18 protein-coding genes and 1 tRNA gene are annotated in these 19,280 nt (G+C 36.6%); 3 read left to right on the top strand and 16 right to left on the bottom strand.

The genetic code is table 11. The annotated features are described in order from the left end of the window. The first annotated feature begins 768 nt into the window (after positions 1-768). A complete protein-coding gene (locus tag AC5KOD_RS22245; RefSeq protein ID WP_496916787.1) occupies positions 769-1,080 on the top strand; it encodes a transposase in 312 nt (103 codons plus the stop codon). A 56-nt stretch (positions 1,081-1,136) separates the two neighbouring features. Here the strand turns inward: AC5KOD_RS22245 and AC5KOD_RS22240 are convergent, their stop codons facing one another. The 12 genes from AC5KOD_RS22240 to sfsA all read right to left on the bottom strand — a co-directional run bounded on the left by AC5KOD_RS22240 (position 1,137) and on the right by sfsA (position 12,941). Further along, positions 1,137-3,185 (bottom strand): LTA synthase family protein, encoded by a 2,049-nt coding sequence (locus AC5KOD_RS22240; RefSeq protein ID WP_496916781.1) that lies wholly within the window; start codon positions 3,183-3,185, stop codon positions 1,137-1,139. A gap of 85 nt (positions 3,186-3,270) precedes the next feature. Further along, a tRNA-Arg gene (locus AC5KOD_RS22235) sits at positions 3,271-3,344 on the bottom strand. A gap of 156 nt (positions 3,345-3,500) precedes the next feature. Next, positions 3,501-3,914 (bottom strand): DUF3284 domain-containing protein, encoded by a 414-nt coding sequence (locus tag AC5KOD_RS22230; RefSeq protein WP_496916780.1) that lies wholly within the window; start codon positions 3,912-3,914, stop codon positions 3,501-3,503. 38 nt (positions 3,915-3,952) lie between these two features. Continuing rightward, a complete protein-coding gene (locus tag AC5KOD_RS22225; protein ID WP_496916779.1) occupies positions 3,953-4,150 on the bottom strand; it encodes a DUF3188 domain-containing protein in 198 nt (65 codons plus the stop codon). Positions 4,151-4,174: 24 nt separating this feature from the next. Next, complete coding sequence (locus tag AC5KOD_RS22220; protein WP_496916778.1) at positions 4,175-4,399, bottom strand: hypothetical protein; 225 nt, start codon at positions 4,397-4,399, stop codon at positions 4,175-4,177. Positions 4,400-4,522: 123 nt separating this feature from the next. After that, positions 4,523-5,968: a PTS sugar transporter subunit IIC gene (locus AC5KOD_RS22215; RefSeq protein ID WP_496916777.1), complete on the bottom strand. Its 1,446-nt coding sequence runs from the start codon at positions 5,966-5,968 to the stop codon at positions 4,523-4,525. 216 nt (positions 5,969-6,184) lie between these two features. Beyond that, positions 6,185-6,499: a PTS lactose/cellobiose transporter subunit IIA gene (locus tag AC5KOD_RS22210; protein ID WP_496916776.1), complete on the bottom strand. Its 315-nt coding sequence runs from the start codon at positions 6,497-6,499 to the stop codon at positions 6,185-6,187. 34 nt (positions 6,500-6,533) lie between these two features. Further along, positions 6,534-6,854, bottom strand: a complete 321-nt coding sequence (locus AC5KOD_RS22205; RefSeq protein ID WP_496916775.1) for a PTS sugar transporter subunit IIB — start codon at positions 6,852-6,854, stop codon at positions 6,534-6,536. Positions 6,855-7,017: 163 nt separating this feature from the next. After that, positions 7,018-9,711 (bottom strand): sigma-54-dependent transcriptional regulator, encoded by a 2,694-nt coding sequence (locus AC5KOD_RS22200; RefSeq protein ID WP_496916774.1) that lies wholly within the window; start codon positions 9,709-9,711, stop codon positions 7,018-7,020. Between the two features lie 42 nt (positions 9,712-9,753). Next, a complete protein-coding gene (locus AC5KOD_RS22195) occupies positions 9,754-11,067 on the bottom strand; it encodes a DEAD/DEAH box helicase (protein ID WP_496916773.1) in 1,314 nt (437 codons plus the stop codon). A 106-nt stretch (positions 11,068-11,173) separates the two neighbouring features. After that, positions 11,174-12,175, bottom strand: a complete 1,002-nt coding sequence (locus AC5KOD_RS22190; protein WP_496916772.1) for a Gfo/Idh/MocA family oxidoreductase — start codon at positions 12,173-12,175, stop codon at positions 11,174-11,176. Between the two features lie 28 nt (positions 12,176-12,203). Continuing rightward, entirely contained in the window at positions 12,204-12,941 is a 738-nt protein-coding gene (sfsA, locus tag AC5KOD_RS22185) for a DNA/RNA nuclease SfsA (protein WP_496916771.1), read from the bottom strand. Positions 12,942-13,085: 144 nt separating this feature from the next. Here sfsA and AC5KOD_RS22180 point away from each other — a divergent pair, with 144 nt between their 5' ends. Next, positions 13,086-13,463 carry a DUF4828 domain-containing protein gene (locus AC5KOD_RS22180; protein ID WP_496916770.1) on the top strand — a complete coding sequence of 126 codons (378 nt, stop codon included), beginning with the start codon at positions 13,086-13,088 and terminating at the stop codon, positions 13,461-13,463. A gap of 19 nt (positions 13,464-13,482) precedes the next feature. On the opposite strand, the gene AC5KOD_RS22175 is transcribed toward AC5KOD_RS22180, so the two are convergent. Both AC5KOD_RS22175 and AC5KOD_RS22170 read right to left on the bottom strand, forming a co-directional pair. After that, entirely contained in the window at positions 13,483-14,316 is an 834-nt protein-coding gene (locus tag AC5KOD_RS22175) for a Cof-type HAD-IIB family hydrolase (protein WP_496916769.1), read from the bottom strand. Between the two features lie 197 nt (positions 14,317-14,513). Further along, positions 14,514-16,151 (bottom strand): peptide ABC transporter substrate-binding protein, encoded by a 1,638-nt coding sequence (locus tag AC5KOD_RS22170; protein WP_496916768.1) that lies wholly within the window; start codon positions 16,149-16,151, stop codon positions 14,514-14,516. Positions 16,152-16,319: 168 nt separating this feature from the next. Between AC5KOD_RS22170 and AC5KOD_RS22165 the strand changes: the two genes are divergently transcribed. Further along, positions 16,320-17,894: a hypothetical protein gene (locus tag AC5KOD_RS22165; RefSeq protein ID WP_496916767.1), complete on the top strand. Its 1,575-nt coding sequence runs from the start codon at positions 16,320-16,322 to the stop codon at positions 17,892-17,894. A gap of 159 nt (positions 17,895-18,053) precedes the next feature. Here AC5KOD_RS22165 and AC5KOD_RS22160 read toward each other — a convergent pair whose 3' ends face one another. After that, positions 18,054-18,677 (bottom strand): flavin reductase family protein, encoded by a 624-nt coding sequence (locus tag AC5KOD_RS22160; RefSeq protein ID WP_496916766.1) that lies wholly within the window; start codon positions 18,675-18,677, stop codon positions 18,054-18,056. Continuing rightward, complete coding sequence (locus AC5KOD_RS22155; RefSeq protein WP_496916765.1) at positions 18,678-19,280, bottom strand: alpha/beta hydrolase; 603 nt, start codon at positions 19,278-19,280, stop codon at positions 18,678-18,680. It abuts the gene before it with no gap.

Here is a 19,280-nt window from a genome sequence, read left to right as displayed (position 1 = left end):
AAATAAGCGATCAAACAAGACTAATTCTCCCAATAAACTAAAAAACAGAAGACTGAAAATCATTTTTACGATTTTCGGTCTTCTATTTTATTTATCCTGAGACTTATGTCCCAAGCTCTGCTTTAGGGCACAATTTTTTAATGTCTAAGACGACACCAGATGCAATTTGTTTTATTTCCCTTTTTATCGAAATAAATCTTTTATAATTTCTTTCAAAATAGCTTCAGTACAAACCAAGTTACTCGTTTTATTAGCCATTTTTCTCTGCCAAGAGTCAGGATATCACTTGAATAACCATATTCAAACTCTCGGAAGATATTTTTCTGTGATACCTCTCAATCCCTCCCAATAGTAGCTAGTATTATCCTTTTCACTAGCCAACATATCTTTACTCATTCCCCCTTAAAGATTCTGTTTCATTTATAATACTCATTTTTATGTCCATCCAGTTAAAATATACTTTTAAAAGCAATTTAAACCGAATCGCAAAAGCTATATCCAAAAGCAGAAGAAACTGATTCAAAACATTAGAAATAACTTGACTCAGATTACTGGACTCAAGTCATCCATTTTATCTTGCCAGACCATCAGTTAGGGGGCACGATCACTTTAGAAGCTCCTCTGGCTGTTAAGATTTTATAAGCAATGTTAGTTTCTCCATACGCAAACTATTCCCTAATGCAAAAAGTAATCATTGATCATGCTCAAGTAACGGAAACTGGCTATTCTCCACACAAATGATATTGAAAGCTTAAGAAACTTCAGCGTCTGTTTCTAAAAGCTTCACAAGATATACTTTTCTATCCGTTCAATCAAGCTTGTCGTGGAATATATACCAAAAAGCATCTCCTCTCTAATATCAATCTCATTAAAAGCCCTAAAAAGCTTTTGTCACAAATTAAGAATACGTTTTACTATACCTTCTCCAACAGCTCTTTGAAGAAAACGATCAATAAAATTGAAATCATCAAACGAATTTCCTACGGCTATCGAAATTTTTTGAAATTCAAACAAAGCATTTTAATTATCTTTAGATTAACAAAAAAAGACAACTCTGTCATAACTGATAAAATTGCCTAACTTATTGGGAAAATTCGATACAGTTCTAGCTATCCTCACCATTTGACGCAGAGCTTTTAATCTGGCGAAGAAAAAAAGGAGCTAGATAAATACCCTTTACCTGTTGTTAAATCATATTGGACTAATCTATAATCCTCAAGTATTTTTTTTGTCTTATCATCAAGTTCTTCATAAGTTTTTACTAAACCATCTATATAATAACCGTCTCTATTAAATGCTTGTACATGTTTAAACAACTCTTCCAATACCGCATAGTAAGCTGATATTTTAGCACTATTTTGCTTTGCAACTAAGTTAGTAAAAAAAACTGGGCTAACTATTGAATAATTAATTTTTTGATTTTTTCCATGATTAGAATAAATAAAGAAATCCGTGCCATATTTATCAATATCACTCATTTTATCTGCATACTTACTCATAAATGCGGGAAGATGATCTCCATAAAATAAAACAGTTACATCTTCATTAATTTGTTCTATACTATCTAGAAATTCTTTTGTCGCTTCGTCAGTGGCGCGAATTCCAGCTAAATACTGATTAATAGTAACCTTATCCTCATTTTCCAAATTTTTACTAGTAACTGGCTCAACAAAATAATCTTTAAAGCCATCACTATATGGTAAATGATTTTGCATCGTTGATAATTGAATGAAACCAACATTATCCTCTTTTAATACATCAAGTGTCTCTAAATAGGCTGATTTATCAGTAATATTGATCCCACCATGTCGGTCTGAATATTTAAGATTCCCTTCAAAAATAAACTCATCAAACCCAAAATTTCTAAAAACATCTCTCCTTTTATAAAAAGTAGGAATATAAGGATGAATTGCAACTACTTTTTTATCATCTGACGCCTCATTTTTATAAAAGTCCAAAACCGTTACAGGATTGGTTTGTTTATAGGCAAAAGAATTATACGCATTGGAAATTTGAGGTTGATAATTTGCCATAGCCAAGCTAGTCAGCGCTGCATACTCCATATTGGTCGTTCCCCCTCCAATGTCATTTGATAACATTTTACCAGAAACTGTCTGTTGCATTATTTTCTCTATTTCTGGAAGTGGGCTTTCATTCATTTCTAACATATCAATATTACTAGGGTTGAAAAGACTTTCACTTAAAATATATACAACTTTAGTTTCATCGAAATTTTTTTCTCTATCTTGATTAATCTCAATTGCAATCTCCCCATACTCTGCTTCAATCTCTTTCATCTTTTCTTTAGAATAATTAGGTTGACTAGCCATTGGAGTAACTGGCATATTATATAAAAATCCTGTTACGAATCCACTAATCTTGTAATTTGCCCATTGACTATGTACAACGAATTGATCTTTCTCAACTTTAAGAAGTTTGCTTACTAAAGGATATTTATTGAAATTATAAGCAGAAAATAATATAAACCCCGAAGAAATTAAAACTACTCCTCTTCCTATGCAATAAAAAAGATTTACAAAACTAGATTTTATTTGTCTCTTTCTTAAGCCTAGCCTCCCAATATATTTTTCCAAAAACCTCTTTCTTATAACAAAATAATAGATGACTAAAATGAAAATAAGAGTAAAAAAAATATTAATACCTAACTCTATATTTTTCAAATCAATAAATTCTAGTAATTCTTTTGATTGACCAAGCATTTTTAACTCTTGAGGGAAAATAGGTTCTAATCTGAGTTCAATTTTTTTATTATTAGCATAAATAAATATAGCCATACTCATTGAAAAAAAAGTACTCGTTAAAATAAACTTTCCAGTTAAACTCCATAAAAAAATAAATAGAGTTAGAATTATTATTACACCTAGTAGTACACTAGAGCGATGATTTAATACATCAGCATTAACTATAAAATCAACAAATAAGCTATATTGTAAATATCGATTAACAATCAATGACACTGTTACCGCTACAATCAACTTAATAACGAATAGCAAAAAATGACTAGTCTCATATCCCAATATGCTTGATGTAAATCTTGTGAATCTAAATGGTTTTCTATGAAAAAATAGATTTTTTTTTATAGAAACGGGAGTTAAATCAGATTCTCTTTCCACCCCTTCATCCCTATCCTTCCTTATATATCCCCACATAACTTGTTTCCCCATCACTTTCCTGTGAAATTTTCAAAAAATCAGATAATCAGTAAAGTGACTACTCACTAAAATTAGAACTAATTTAAATACAGATAAACGTTTCTGACTGGATTCGAACCAGCGGCCTATCGCTTAGGAGGCGATCGCTCTATCCTACTGAGCTACAGAAACAACAACAAAGACCATTTTCTCATGAAAACAAGAAAATGTCTAGCTACATCAAGAAATAATGCAAACAGTCATTAGTTGCTGACAGAGAGCTTAAACTCGTTTTCTTAAAATACTCTTATTAGACAAAAAAAGCCCTCAATGGGGCAATTTAAGTACTCAATAAGAAGCCTCAATCATTTCTAGCATCTTTTTAAACTGACGCTTTTTAAAGAAACCAAGAAGAGTTCCTACAACAGCATCATTTAATTTCTGCATCATACCAAATGATTTCATTTCTTCCATATAAGTTACTTCGCAACTCTTGTCATCAATAGACTGAATATCGTATTGGACCAGATAATCATTACGGGTCGTTGAAGTTCTAAAATGATACGATTGATTCTCAATATGCTTCTCAATTTTTATTTTAGCCTTACTATTTTTAGAAAATTCTTTCACATACTCAAAATTGTTTAACTGCTTCTTGGTCACATTTTTTCCTGTTTGTTTTCGAATATCAAACAACACTGAGTCGATAATTTTTTCATAAAAAAATGTAGCAGGCACATCTAATTTTTTGACAATCTGCATGTCATTCACCTCTCTAGAACCTTTCACCTAATATCAGGCTACTTCTTCTCTTTGACGTTTTTATTTTTCAAAGCTTTTTCTTTTTTGGCACCTGTTGAATAGAGAATCCCGCCACCTATTAAAAAAACTAGTCCAGTAATCATATTCAACCAATTGTATTGTCCCGTATTTTGATTGGCACTATACAAGATTACCAACAAGCCAATACTACATAAAAACAAACCACCTTTAGTCATCCAAATCCGTCCAATCTTTTTCTGCTATTTTACGCCCGTTGCCTGGAAGTATAACACAGATCCCCACGGTTGCTCTTTAATCAACGTTTTAGCAATACGAGCAGCACCATCAACATCATCGCTAGTTACATCAAAATAAATTTTAATCCCTTTTTTTTCTTTAAATGTAAATGTTACGCCATCTTTTTCTAAGCCATCTAACAACTCAATCATCTTATCTTGTGAAACTGGTGCACTTAATTCAATCATTACTTATTCCCTCTTCCTATGAGTTTAATCAAAAGGAGTTGCTCCCACCTCTAGGAAGCGTCGGCAACTCCATCACAATTATAACCTATTTCTTAAATTTATTAAATCAACACCCTCGTTGATTTAGTTATCATTCTCACCTAAATTTGGATCCATCTTATTAGCCGCAATAACGAATGGTACCCAGATAATGAAAGTAGCAGCCATACAGATTAGAGAAACAATCGGCGCTCTCCAGTCAGCCCCTGTTGCTAAGAATGCTAAGAGAATTGGTGGTACTACCCAAGTGACTGATTGTGTAACAGGTGAAACTAATCCCCATGATGTTGCTAGATAACCGATAGTTGTCGCAACAATTGGCGCAAGAATGAAAGGAATAAACATAATCGCATTTAATACGATTGGTAGTCCAAACATAATTGGTTCGTTAATGTTAAAGATACCAGGTCCTAATGATAATTTACCAATTGTTAAGTAATCGGCACGTTTAGAGAATAACAAGATTGCTAAAATCAAGGTAATGGTACCACCTGATCCACCAAACATTGAGAAGATATCAAATGATCCCCGTACCCACATAAATGCTTTGCCATCTTTAATTGCTTCTAAAACAGCTGCACGACCTTCTAAACCATTGTATCCTTTTTGGTAAATGTCAATATTGATTAACTGTCCTTGACCAAAGATACCTTCTAAAACTGGTGCCATAACGTTTGTCCCATGAATTCCAAAGAACCAGAAAATTTGAATGGCTAACTGAATGACTAAGATTGCTCCTAAGCCTTGAGTGAATCCCATTAATGGTTTCGCAATTGTCGCTTGAATCCAGTCAATAAATAATTGACCTGTAAGTTGACCAAATAAGAAATTAAAGATTGCTACTACATAAAGTGCAACAGTTGCTGGAATAATAGCAGCAAAAGCACTTGACACCGCTGGCGGTACTGAGTCTGGTAGTTTGATTGTTACGTTTTTTTGCATTAATTTAGCAAAAATAATAACAGAAACTGCGCCAATAATCATCGCTGTAAAGAAAGCATTTCCGTTCAAATGATCAAGTTTTAACCAGCCCCATAACCCAACACTTAGTTGCCCATCTGCTGTCACAGTTGCTCCAATTTCTGAAGACGTAATTGCTGTTGCAATTTTTTCAGGAATTTTCATACCTAAATCCGCTGTGTTGCTAGGACCAAATGCAATCCCTTGAATAAGTGCTGCTAGTGATACAATACCACCTGCTAAAACATTCACGTTGTAGGCTTTAGCTAAGTTGTACCCCCAAGAAAATGCGAAGATTAAACCAGCCACCGCAATGGTACCATTCCAAACGAAACCATTAACTTCAATAATTTGTTTGATAACCGGAATTGTTGTTCCGTCGTAACCGTCAATAAATTCTTTCGGTAAATCCCTAATAATAGCGTTAATCATAACGGCAATTGAGCCGGCCATTGTTGCAGGCATTGTACCAATAAAGGCATCACGCAAGGCCACTAAATGTTTCTGTCCCCCAATTTTCGCTGCAACCGGCAATATATACCGTTCCAGCCAACTAGTTAGTGCATTCATTTCATTTCCTCCTATAAACTGAAATTATATGCTAAAGAAGTCCCCTTCTTAAAGCCAAATCAATCGAAAGTTCCGTTCAAAAACTTAACGACATTTCGTCCATCCCGTTCAAAAAACAGATAAAATAACAAGCTGTAAGTCACGCCAAAGAGAGGCGACGATACTTTCCTAACAACGCCTTTTCCCCTATGACTAAAATCCGTTCTTGACTAACAATTAGTCAGCAATCTTTTTATGTAAATCAATGATTTCTTTCGCTAAATCAGTAAATGCAATAGCAGTCATTAAATGATCTTGACTGTGAACAGTTAATAACGTTACAGTCATATGCTCTCCTTGAGCTTCTTTTGTTAGCAAGCCCGTTTGTGAGTGATGAGCTTCTACTAGTGAAGCTTCTGCACTTTTGATTTTATCAGCTGCCTCATCAAAGTTACCTGCCTTAGCCGCTTGAATAGCCTCCATTGCATCACTTTTCGCATTTCCTGCATTAACGATTAACCCCATAATTGATTCTAAATTTGCTTCATCCATCTTTTAAAACTCCTATCTGTCTAGCGTTTGGTTATTATTCACCAATTAAATTTAATGCTACTTTTAATACATTTTCACCATTCATCATGCCATAATCTTTCATGTCAATAACATCTAATGGAATACCCATTGGCGCTAATTTTTGCTCAAATTGGCCTTTCATAAATCTAACTTGCGGGCCTAATAATAAAACATTAACATCCTTATCTGCTAAATTAGTATCCGCATCTGATGCTGATACTGCAAAGATATCTGCCTCAATTCCTTGTTCTTCTGCTGCTTTTTGCATTTTAGTCACCAAAAGACTTGTACTCATCCCTGCTGAACACACTAACATAATTGTTTTTTTAGCCATGTTAACTACACTCCTTAAAATATTTTTTTGATTACACATTTATATAAGCAAAAACCGTGCCAACTTTTCAGCACGGTCTAAACACTATTAAATTAAGCTTTTTTACAATTTCTACACGCTATTTTTGATTTTACACATAACATTATAACTTTACACACTATTTTTAGTGTGTATCAATAAAATTCTTATCAATGCGGTTTTCAATCATCATTTGAGCTAAATAAGCAATCTCACTTTCAGGCAAAATCAACTCATATTGTTTCTCCAATTGCATCAAATTAGAGCGAACGGCATTAATTTCAATCCGATTTTTAGCCTTAAATTCATCCAAACCTTTAAACTTACGTGCTTCCTGGCCATTTTTTAGAGCCTCTACTAAAAAAGCTAAATGAATTAAGACGCCAGCATCAATCCCAGGCTCAACTATAATTTGCATGTCCGTCTGAATCTGATGGACAATTTTTTGAAGTGTTGCCAGTAAATCCGCCACTGAGTCCACACTTTTGATTGTGCCTTCTAAAGAAGAAACCATTTGCTCCAAAGGCACCTCATCAGCTGCAATTCGTTTAAACATATTTAACTTTTCATTATTAAAGATATCGAAAGCAGAGAAGAAGGGGATATTTTGATACTCCACATCCACAGTTCCAACAATTGCCTTAATCTCATATTTTTCCATTAAGTCGTCAATATGCTTTTTAAACGCCTCTTTTTCTAAGAACTGCATCTGAATAATTTCAATTTCTTTTGTATTGACTACAGGTAAAATTCGTTCATACAATTTGGCCGCTACGCCTTCACCAGTAAAGCAAGTAACAATCACTGCTTTTTCCAATTCACGATGCGGACGGAACTGATTTCGAATAATGCTCTCAAATGACATTTGAATATTTTGATAGATGTCCTCTAAGGTTCGACCAATACTCGCCATCCGAACCACCTCTAAAACCGTCATTGTACTTACCATTGAAATTGCCTTAGTCCGAATCCCCGTTTCTTCATAGATCATATTACCGAACGTATTAAGAGAGCCCATATCAGTTAAAAGCAGCATGCCGCTTGACATTTGATCTCTATTTTCTAACACAAACGTCTTCAACTGCTCATACATATGCTGAACTTCCATCGTCAATGGCATATTAAAAGCCCTTCCCGTCTCTGTTCCTAGTAACTCCTGAACCGCCTCCAGCATACTTGAAGCCGTTGATTTCCCATGCATTAATAGCACCACAGTCACTTTACTTTCTTGCCGAGCTACTGGTTCACTAATATCTAATGATAAAAACATCGTAATAAATCCGATTTCATCAAAAGGTATCTCAATGTTAAACTCTTCTTCAATAATCGCTGATAAATCAATTGCGACTTGAAATTCTTTTTTATAATTAATCCGTATTTCATTTAAATTAGGATGAATAATACTGCGTTCTTCTCTGATTCTCTCAAGAGTTCCTTGCAAATGCAATGCAAAGGTAAAACGAGCTTTTTCATTGTATGTCCGATTCAAACGCTCTTCAGCAATATCATAGAGTCGATCCGTTAAATACCAAATATCATCCGCAATTAAGTCACGATGAATATCATTACGTGATAATTCATCGACATACGCTTCAAAATACTGGCTGACGTCAGTCTCTATTAATGATTCCAATGTCGTATTCTTCAACTCTTTTGGCGAAAGATTTGATACTTTCTCCTCAATCGCATTGTAAACTTCCATATCACGGGCCGGGTCTAAAGACCATACTACTTCACTACTCCCCGGATCAAATGTTAAATAATGACTACTTTTATCAACAAACCGATCGACTCGATCAGGTAGTTCCTTAATTTTCAAGAGTCCCTTTTGAACCTGTAACGGAAGTTCTTTTTGATTAATTGTCAAATACTCTTCTTGATTGGTCCGATAATGAAGAAAAGCCTTCGCACAAACCAATTTCAAATCTCGTTTAACTTGTCCAATATTTCCCTCTGCATGATACAGCATAAAAGCCAAAATTGCGTCTCGCTCAACAATAATCCGCTGATTTAAACGATTCGCCTCTTGTTTAATAAATAGCGTGACAATCTCATAACGTTCATCAATGGTTCGCTCGGTCAATGGTGGCAAAGTAATTGACATTGGAATACGACGATTAAACGTACTTAAAAAAGCCTCCGATGATTCCGTCGTCGCACCAATAATTTGAACCGATGCTTCATGAATCTTACTGCTCTCGCCAAGTGGGCGATAAACACCTTTATCAATAAAGGTAAAAAGCATTTCCTGTCCTTCAGGTGGTAAACGGTGAATCTCATCCAAAAAAAGAATGCCACCATCTGCTTTAGCCATGAGGCCTTCTTGATCTTCGTTAGCACCCGTGTAAGCCCCTTTTTTCACCCCGAAAATATGCCCAAAAAGCAACTGAGGATTTTGAGCATAGTCAGCACAATTAAAAGAAATAAAGGGCGCTTCTTCGGGCAAAGAACCCGATGTGATTGCAAAACGGTACATACACTCTGCAAAAAGCGATTTCCCAGTTCCAGTCTGTCCAAAAACTATTGAATGCAACCCACGAGGCGGGTAGAGCATAGCCGCTTTAGCCTGTTGAATAACAACCTTAAGCGACTCGTTAGCGCCTACTAAATTATCAAAAGTCACCTCAAAAGAGGCTTGCTCCGTCATAGATGTTGTTGCAACAGTAAAAATAACTGGACGGCCCTCTGAACGCCTCACACGCCCATCTTTAGCTAAATCATTTAAATAACGGCTAACATTTGTTCGATCTAAGTCCATCTTTTCCGCAACATCCATAGCCGTAAGACCTTCTGAATGCTCACTCAACAAACGAATAATTTGTTCTTTTCTATTAGACATAGTATCCCTCCAACATTTCTAAATACCGTCTGACTTCTTCGACTAGATAGTCGAACTGGGCTTTTTGCGTGCGCCCTTATTTTTCTGATCCTTTTTCTTCTTCTTTTTTCTTGGCTCTGCTTCGGGCTTATTTGAAAGCTCCGGTCTCACAACACCCTGATAAGCCTCTTTCTTCACTTTTGGTCCCTGTTCATCAGTCTCTTTTTTCTTTGGCATGTCAGACTTCTGTAAATTGTCGGCTGCCGTCATGGGCACTAACTGACTACTACGCACGCCAAATTCTGTTAACTCATGACCTTTAGAAACTTTTTTCAAATCTTTGAGATCGTACTCACTGGCAAAAGCCAACACAATCCCATCTTTTCCCATTCGTCCTGTCCTTCCAGAGCGATGGGTATAGCTCTCAACTGAATAAGGAACGTCATAATGTAAAACAAAAGGTAAATCAACAAAATCTAATCCTCTGGCAGCAATATCAGTTGTCAATAATAACGACACTTTATTTTCTGCAAAAGCACTTAATGCCAACTTACGTTCTAATTTATTCTGATCTGAGGCCAGTGTAACATTGGCAACACCTTGATAAGACAGTTTATCTGCCACAGAGCCCATTTCTTGTAATTCATTGAAAAAGACAATTGCTTTAAATCCCTTAACATAAGCTAGCTTCTTTAGTATTTCCAGTCGTTTACGAGATGCAACTCGAATAAAACCATGAGTTACTTTCCCAGAAGAATCGTCTTCCGCTGTAACGTCGAGAGTTACTAAGGAAGATGCCCAGTTATCCTCCAACTGTTCACGAATATTTACTGCTGTTGCAGAAACACAAACTAACTGACTATTTTTTGAAACTGCCTTTAAGATATTCTTCGTCGCATTTAATTCATTCGCTTCAATTAATTGATCGACTTCATCCAATACAACAAACTGCAGCAGATGAGCCTTAACTTTTTTCGCTTTAATTAGCTCAAAAACACGTCCTGGCGTTCCAACTAGAACTTCTGGTTTTTCTTTCAATTTATCAACTTGACGCTTAACATTGGCACCACCAATTAAAGACTGAACGTTAATTTCTAATAACTCAGCCCACCTTTTGGCAACAGTAGCTACTTGCACAGCTAACTCCTGTGAAGGCAATAAAATCAATAACTGATTCCCTTCACCCCGCTTAATTTTCTGTAATAATGGCAATAAATACGACACTGTTTTACCTGAGCCAGTGGGAGAAACGCCCACCAATCCCTGCCCGCTCATTAATAACTCATAGCTTTTCTCCTGAATAACTGATGGGCCTTCATAGCCTAGTTCTTTCCAATAACTTTGCCATGGTTGCGGCAACTTTGATACAAATTCCATAATAGTTAATCTCCAATTTTTTTGCGTCTATACTATGCATATTAGCACAATATGCTTGAATTATTCTAGTTTAAGCTCTCTTATGCTCCGCTCATTTAGTAGCTAATTAATAACTATCTGCCGAAAAAACAATAGCTGTTTGCCGACGTAATTCTTCCATAATAGTATGGACTTCCCGAGCCATTTCAAGCCAGTCTGCATAAGCAGTTTGCCACACTTTATCGGTTGGCCGGGTCATTACCGCGGCAAAATCACGGGCTTCTGCAATCATCGGATTCTCTTCTAATTCAATAGGAAGTGATTCAAACCGACCTTCATGTCGTTTATAAATTTTTGCTGACTCAATACTATTAACCGCATTTAAAACAATCGTTTCATCTAAACTATAAATTTCCGATGGTAAAAAACTCATGGCGATTTTCCCGGTCATCAAGTTAACATCAAAATTCGCGTAACGGAGCACAATTGTCCCTATGCCATCGACTCCAGTCGCTACTTTACGAGCATAATAATGCACACTATCTGGTTTTCCAAACCACCCAACAGCTGCATAAATAACATAAACACCTAAATCCATTAAAGCACCGCCCGAAAATTTTGGTGAGAAAATATTAGGCTCTTCCCCCGCCAGCACTAAATCATAGCGAGAAGAATATTTCATGAAACTTAAATTAGCACCAACAATGTCTGACAGCTCTGGCAAACGCTCTGCTACTTTTTTGAAGGCTGGTTCATGGATATTGCGTGCTGCTTCAAAAAAATAAACATTCTTCTCTTTTGCTAAAGCTATCAATTCATCAAGCTCTGCCGTAGTCGAAACAGCCGGTTTTTCTACAATAACATGTTTTCCACACTCCATCGCCAATTTAGCTTGCTCAGCATGTAAGCTATTAGGTGAAGCAATGTAAACCACCTCTACTTCAGGCAAACTTAGAAATTCCTTCAGCCTCGTACTCACATAAGTCACGCCATATGGTTCGCCAAAAGCCAGAGCTGAATCTGCTTTACGCGAATAGATCGCTGTCAATTCATACTGCTTCGAAGCGATAGCAGCATCTACAAATTGATTGGTTATCCAGTTTGTTCCAATGATTCCTAATTTTAACATTTTTTCTACCTCCATCTGTTTATGCGTCTCATTTATTGGGATTATTAAAAATAGCTGATACATCAAAAGGAATCGCTCTATCAACTTCAATTGTCGCTGGCGTCACTTGACAGTCATAGGCTAGAACTCGTAACCCTACCTGTTGACCTGCAGCAATCGTGTCTGCTAGAATAGGTTGCATTTCCCGATGAATTGTCGCCAGACTAACACCTGTCATTTGCACAATAAACAGCACATAGACCATGTACCCATTTTGTCCTAAGTTGATTAACTCCTTCACATGCTTTAACCCACGTTCTGTTGGCGCATCTGGAAAAGCACCAACGCCTTCATTTTCCAACGTCATTCCTTTTACTTCCACAATAACTTTCTCAGCTTGATCCGTTTCTAAGTAAACATCAAAACGTGACTTTTCGAAAGTCACTTCTCGTTTGCTTGAAACAATCTTCCCTCTCACCCCGGGTAAAATAATCTTGCCCTCACGAATCCCTTCGTACGCCAGTAGATTTGGTACTTGACTATCGATGTTAATCCAGTTTGAGCCCTTCTTCACAGCAATCAAATCATAATCAGTTTTACGAGTGGCAGATGCCTGATAACTAACCGCCACATCCACACCTGGATAAAAAAGCTCCTGACAGCGTCCAGTATTTTTTACATGAACCACAATTTCTCGTGACTCACTTGGCAAGTAACAGTGAGCAATAAACCTATTTTTTCGCTCAATTAACTGAGCTACCTCAACTTTTGGATAATTAACTAGCATTAGCGCCATCCTCTCATTATCATCTTCTTAATTATACACTAATTTTTCCTTAAGTAGTCCCTAAGATGGATAGGCAAACAAAGTTAGATACGGTATGATAAACGTAACTAAAAGGAAATTATTTTTGAAAAGGTGGGAATTTTTATGGCAAAGAAACATTGGTCACTCGTTCTAGGCCTCTCAATAGTTGCTGGGGTCGCAAGTTCACTACTCTTAAAAAAAAATAAACAAGACACTTCTAATCACATTGCCTTACAACACAATTATCAGGGAACATGGTGGTATATTGATCAACAACATAAGGTTCAGCATTCTTTAGAAATCTCAGCAGATTTTTCTCTGAAAATTGATGGTAGAGACTTTCCTAATGAATTGTTAGAGCTAACCCCTGAACGATTAGTCCTACGAGATCACTATGGCTATCATCTAATCATCAATTGTCAGAATCAACAGCCCTTTGACTTTTATGATGAAGCTAATGACTGTACCTATCCTCTCGAAAAAAAGCACGATGCTTCTTAGGAAGTCCGTGCTTTTTTCACTAAATTAATTGATAGTTTTTGAATGCGTTATAAAGCCCCTCTTTCTCTAAATCAGTCGTGATATAATCAGCGATTTCTTTTAGGCCTTCCTTAGCATTTCCCATCGCAATTCCTACATGACAGGCTTCCAACATCTCTTTATCATTCATTCCATCCCCTATTCCAATCGCTCTAGACGGTGAAATCCCTAAGTGGTGTAATAAATACTCAATAGCAATCCCCTTATGAACTCCTGGAACCATTAATTCACCACTATCATCACCAAAAATTGGCACTGTACAATGAATAATATCAAACTCGCCTTCAAACTCATCTATAATTTCATTAAATGGAACTGACGGATTTTCTAAGAAACATGCTTTATTAACATCACTGCGATATAAATTTTCGTCACTGAATATTACCTTTTCAATAAAAGGATGTGTTCCTTTTTCAGCTTTTTCTTCAACAGACATTCCTCGTGTAGTTACATCATGAAGATGGTCTTTTAGTTGAAGATTTCCATAAAGCCCTCCATTTGATTCCAGGTAGAAACTAAACCCTTTTTCTTTAAAATAGTCAACCATATGACGCACACTATCTTCTGTTACCTGTCGCTGATAAATGATTTCACCATCCGATTCAACAAAGCCTCCACCAGCTCCAATCACACCATCAAAACCAATTGCCATCAAGTGATCATAAATCTCCGGTTTTGAACGTCCTGTACATAAATAGAGCAAGTGGCCATTGCTTTTAGCCTGTTGAATAGCTTTTAATGCTGTTGCAGGTACTTGTTCGTGACGATCTACTAACGTACCATCTACATCTATAAATACAATTTTTTGTTCCATATTTGCCTCTTTCCTAAACTAAATCGCTAATTTTCCGTAATTAACTTAATTATTAAACCATCTCTCTTTACTTTACTTATTTTACTCATAAATAACTAGCTCTTTTTGTTTTTTTATAAAAAACAATTCCTAATTTTTGAAAAAAGCTCAAAAAAGAAGCGAACCGAGCAAATGCCCTATTCACTTCTTACGTTACTTTAATTTACTTTAGCTAATCGATAAGAGACTGAACGACCGAAAGGAAAGACTTGAATATCTTTCACCCCTTCTTTTGTTAAAAAGGCAATTGACCCTTGATAAACAGGTGCAATAGCAACTTCTTCGCCAATTCCTAATTTTTCGGTTTCAAGCATCTTCTGCCAACGCGCCTCTGGTTTAGTCGCTAACTCAGATTTAATCGCTAGGATATCCTGATCGTAAGTAGTATTACTGAACTTACCAAAATTCAATCCACCCGTTGATTCATACACTTCTAAGAAATTAATTGGATCGGCATAATCGGGAGTCCATGTTCCAAAGAAAAAGTCAAACTCACCTGAACGATTTAAATCAAGACGTTGTGCCACCGGTACATGTTTAATCGTCACTTTCAATCCTGGCAAGTTACTTTGTAACTCGGCTTGTAAAAATTCGACTGTCTTCTTAGCTGCCGGTGAGTCCGCTGACAAAAGCTCTAACTCGATGCTTTCTTTATCTAGCTCTTTCTTAGCTTCTTCCCAGGCTACTTGTGCTTTTTTAACATCATAAACCAATAACTCGCCATTCTCTTCACGGAATTCCTGACCACTTTCCGGATTTTTAGCATAGTTATTTGGGACTAAGCCATTTAAAGCAATCGAGCCATCCGCTAAAATATTCTTAGCAAATTTCTCCTTATCATAAGCTTGAGCAATTGCTTTCCGCACCTTTCTATTTCCAGTAACCTCACGTTTCGTATTGAAGCCAACGTAACCAATCAAGGCCTTTGGAACTGCCTTATACTCAGCTTCATTCTGTTTTTGAGTTGCATATTCTTCCCCAATAACCGTAAAATCAACATCACCAGCATCAAATAGACTAACACCTGTGCCAATTTCTTTAATGACACTAACATTGATGGTATCAAGAAACACATTATCTGCATCCCAATAGTTTTTATTTTTAGTGAAAGTCCATTCGTTATTTGTTCCATCCCAGCCACCAATTGTAAATGGGCCATTGCTTAATACTTTGTCCGCAGCCGTTCCATAATCAGTTCCTAGTTTTTCTGAGTAAGCTTGATTTTTCGGTAAAAAAGGTGTCCCAGTCAATAGTTTAGCTAAATATGGCGTCGGGTTTTCTAGAGTAATTTCTAATCGACCATCGTCTAATGCCTTAATCCCTAGTTCCTTCAATTCTCCCTTAGCTTCACGAATCGCTTTAGCATTTTTAATGACATCCATTTGATTCGCACTCGGTGAACCATAATCTGGATCCACTACATTTTGAAACGCATAGACAAAGTCATTCGCAGTAACAGCTTCACCGTTACTCCATTTTGCTTTTCTAAGTTCATAAGTATAGACCTTCTGATCCTCAGAAATTTCTGGGTCCTTAGCAGCCATCGCCAACTCCGCTTCATTGTCTAGTCCAACTCGATAAAGGCCTTCGATCACTTGACCAATTGTGTCAGAGCTATAGACATCACTGTAGAGGGCACTGTCCAATGTTGATAACTCACCACCAGAAGTCACATTAATAACAGACTCCGATTTTGCTTCTTTTTCTTTTGGCATATCAGCCTTATTATTTGTACTACAAGCTGCTAACATACCAATACTCAGTCCCATTACGAGTAATAATGCAACCTTCTTCATTGCCTCATCTCCACTCTCATTTTGATTGTTTTACGCCTTTATACACTTGTTTTCAAAACCCTGATTAATTATATTGTAATCTAGTTAAACTTTCTAAACAATTTATTTGTCTTTTGCGGTATAATAAATAAAACGAGATGTATTGAATTTTAGATAGGAGTCAATAATATGAAAAAATCACAGATCTTTATAGGTCTAATTACGCTGATAATTTGTATGGTTGGCGGTTTATTTTTTTGGAAAAATTATTATAAAACCCCTCTTAAATCAAATAAAAATGACATTAAAGTGGCTTTATTAGAAAAAGCAGACGCGTTGTATGACGATAAAGAAACTAGTTTTCTCGCCAAAAACGTTAACGAGAAACAGATTACCGCTTTGTCAGATGAACTAGATCGGATTTTAGTTGCCCAAAATATTGACAATAGCCAATTAACACCAGATAAACAAGAGGAATTAACTGAAGCCAAAACTAAAATAGAGTTAGCTAATCAAAAATTAGATATCCAACTTCGACTAAATTCACTCTTCTTAGCCGAAGACTTTCGTGAAAAAAAACAACCTCAATCAAGCTCTAGTGTTGATGTTGAGCAGGTTTTTGCCGAAACTACAGACGAGTCAAGCTCTTCGTCTACATCTGAAACAGAAACCAGCACAAGCGCCCACTCTCCACTCAAAGACATTGCGGAGAAATCGACTAAGAAAACACAACTTGTCGCCATCAATGGCTCGGAGAACAATGCTTTTTTAATCATTTCAGATACACTTGTATCCCAAGATCTAACAGAGTTAAAGAAAGTAATTACAGCTCAAAATGATAAAGATAAGGATTCTTGGAGTCAAGCAGTTTCAACTATCCTTGCTAATGCCGAGGAACAGTTGACTACTTTTGAAACGGCCAAAACCCAAGTTGAAACATTATTCGAAGGAGCAAATGTTCGACAAGATATTTCTAAGGAGGAATTTAGGGAGATTCTAACGAAGGTTGAATCCATCCGTAGCCCCAAACGTCAGGAACAATTACTAGAAAAAATGGAAAAAGTTGCCGAAGCGATTGGGGAAGAAATACTAAATCGTGAGTTTATTTTTGAAAACTTAGATGATAAAGAAGGCGTGAGCTTTACCGCTCAGCAAACAAATGCCGATTGGTGGACAGGCCCCATAACTTTTAGTGTCACCATAAAAAATGAGTCAAACAAAACTATCTCCTTTTCTTATGGGCGCTTTGCTATTCTAAAAAAAGCTAAAACATTCCATGCATCACAATACACCTTACGAAGCGATACAGACCGTTTCGTCGTAAATAAAGGGGAAAGTTTTACTGTTGATTCACTACAATTCAAATTCCCTAGTGAATCTCTAGTTAACGGAGGACGTGGTGGTCAATTAGTCTATCTACTTGATAAAGAGGAAGTCAGTAATCCTGCGGTTATTACCATTACTAACATGCTAATTAATGAAAAACCAACTACCAGTTCTAGTTCCTCAGAAACATCAACTGAGCCATCGACAAGCCTTGATATTGCGGCTATTCAAAAAATTAGAGAAAAGCTACAGTCTTTATCCATTACTTCTAACAGCTTGACAGATGTCGACATACAAAAATTAATCGACCAAGCAAACAAAGACAATTTAGATGAAGATGGCCTAGTCAAATTAATTTGCACCTATCTTGGTCTAGACTATGATCAAATCATGGCTGATGCGCAAAAAAATTCTAGCTCTGAAGATAGTTTGACTTAAAGAAGCTAGAAGGCTCCAAGCACTGGTTAAACTTCGAGAGAGCTAGCAGAAAAGCAGGCTTTTGGAGTGTATTTGTCACATAACGCATGTGAAATATAAAGAGTCTGGGACCAAATCCCAGACTCTTTTACTATGAAAAAATAGCTCTTGATTGCCTTCTTACTTAGGCCGATTTATCTGATAGGTTGTTCCTAACACTCCGTAGTTTGGCCCTGCAAGTCGAGCAATTGGCTTCAATTTCTGGACATCAATATACCCCTTTTCATCATCAAAAACCGTTTCTGAAAAATGATAATCAATAATTTCCAAGATAAACAGATCCGTTATTATCTCATCCTGCTCTTTATTAAAAACTGGAACATGCTGGTACACTTTACCTTCAAAACGAATCTTCGCTTTTTTGATACCAGGTACCTTCACTCGCTGACTGTCGATAGTTTCAAGAGAAACCAGAGCTAACTCACTTTCATGGCGAGGTAAGGTGGCCGATGTGACATTCATCTCATGCACCAAGGAATCATCAACAATGTGGATGACAGCTTCACCCGTCTGACTCAAGTTATAGGCTGTATCTTTTTGTTTCCCTTCTTCGCGCATGATGCTCACTGAAACAAGTGGCAGTTCTTTTGAAACAAGAGAAAATAGGCTAAAGGGGGCTAAATTAATGACCGCCGCATCAGGTGAATATGTACTCATCCAAGCTATTGGGCGCGGCACAACACTTCCACTTAAAAATTTGTATTGCTGAGCAGAAGTCAATTCCTCTTTTTGATAATGAATCATTTAACTCAGCTCCTCAAACCATTTTTTAGCTGCTTCTAGTTCGTTATGAGTCAACCCATGACTCATAGGAGATTGGTAAACTGTTACATCAGCCCCTCGACGTTTAAACACCTGAACTAGCTCTCTAAATGTGGCCTCTGGAACAATCGGATCAGTTTCACCGTAAGACAACCATACGCTCTGATCAGGCAATAAAAATTCCTGTTCATGCTTTCCTAAGGACATCGGATGTAATAACATTCCGCGATTTAAACTCACTTCACGTTCCAACATCAAGTGAGCACCTATATTGGCTCCATTAGAATATCCAAGAATAACTAACTCTGACATAGGTAGATCATATTGTTCAGTCAGCTTCTTAATCTCTAGTAACAGACGATCAGTCTGATGTTCTAAATCAACTAAATCAAACTGTCCTTCAGCAAATCGTTTAAAATAGCGATTCGCCCCACCCTCACTAACCTCTCCACGAATACTTAACACTGAAGAATAAGGGGCAATCGCACTCGCTAATTCTACTAGCGAATGCTCATCCCCTCCCGTTCCATGAAGTAGGAGTAATGGAGGATATTGTCGGTTCTTTTCAATAAATACATGAGTCAT

The organism is Vagococcus sp. WN80Y, assembly GCF_059621045.1.
This window is presented reverse-complemented; position numbering and strand designations above follow the sequence as displayed.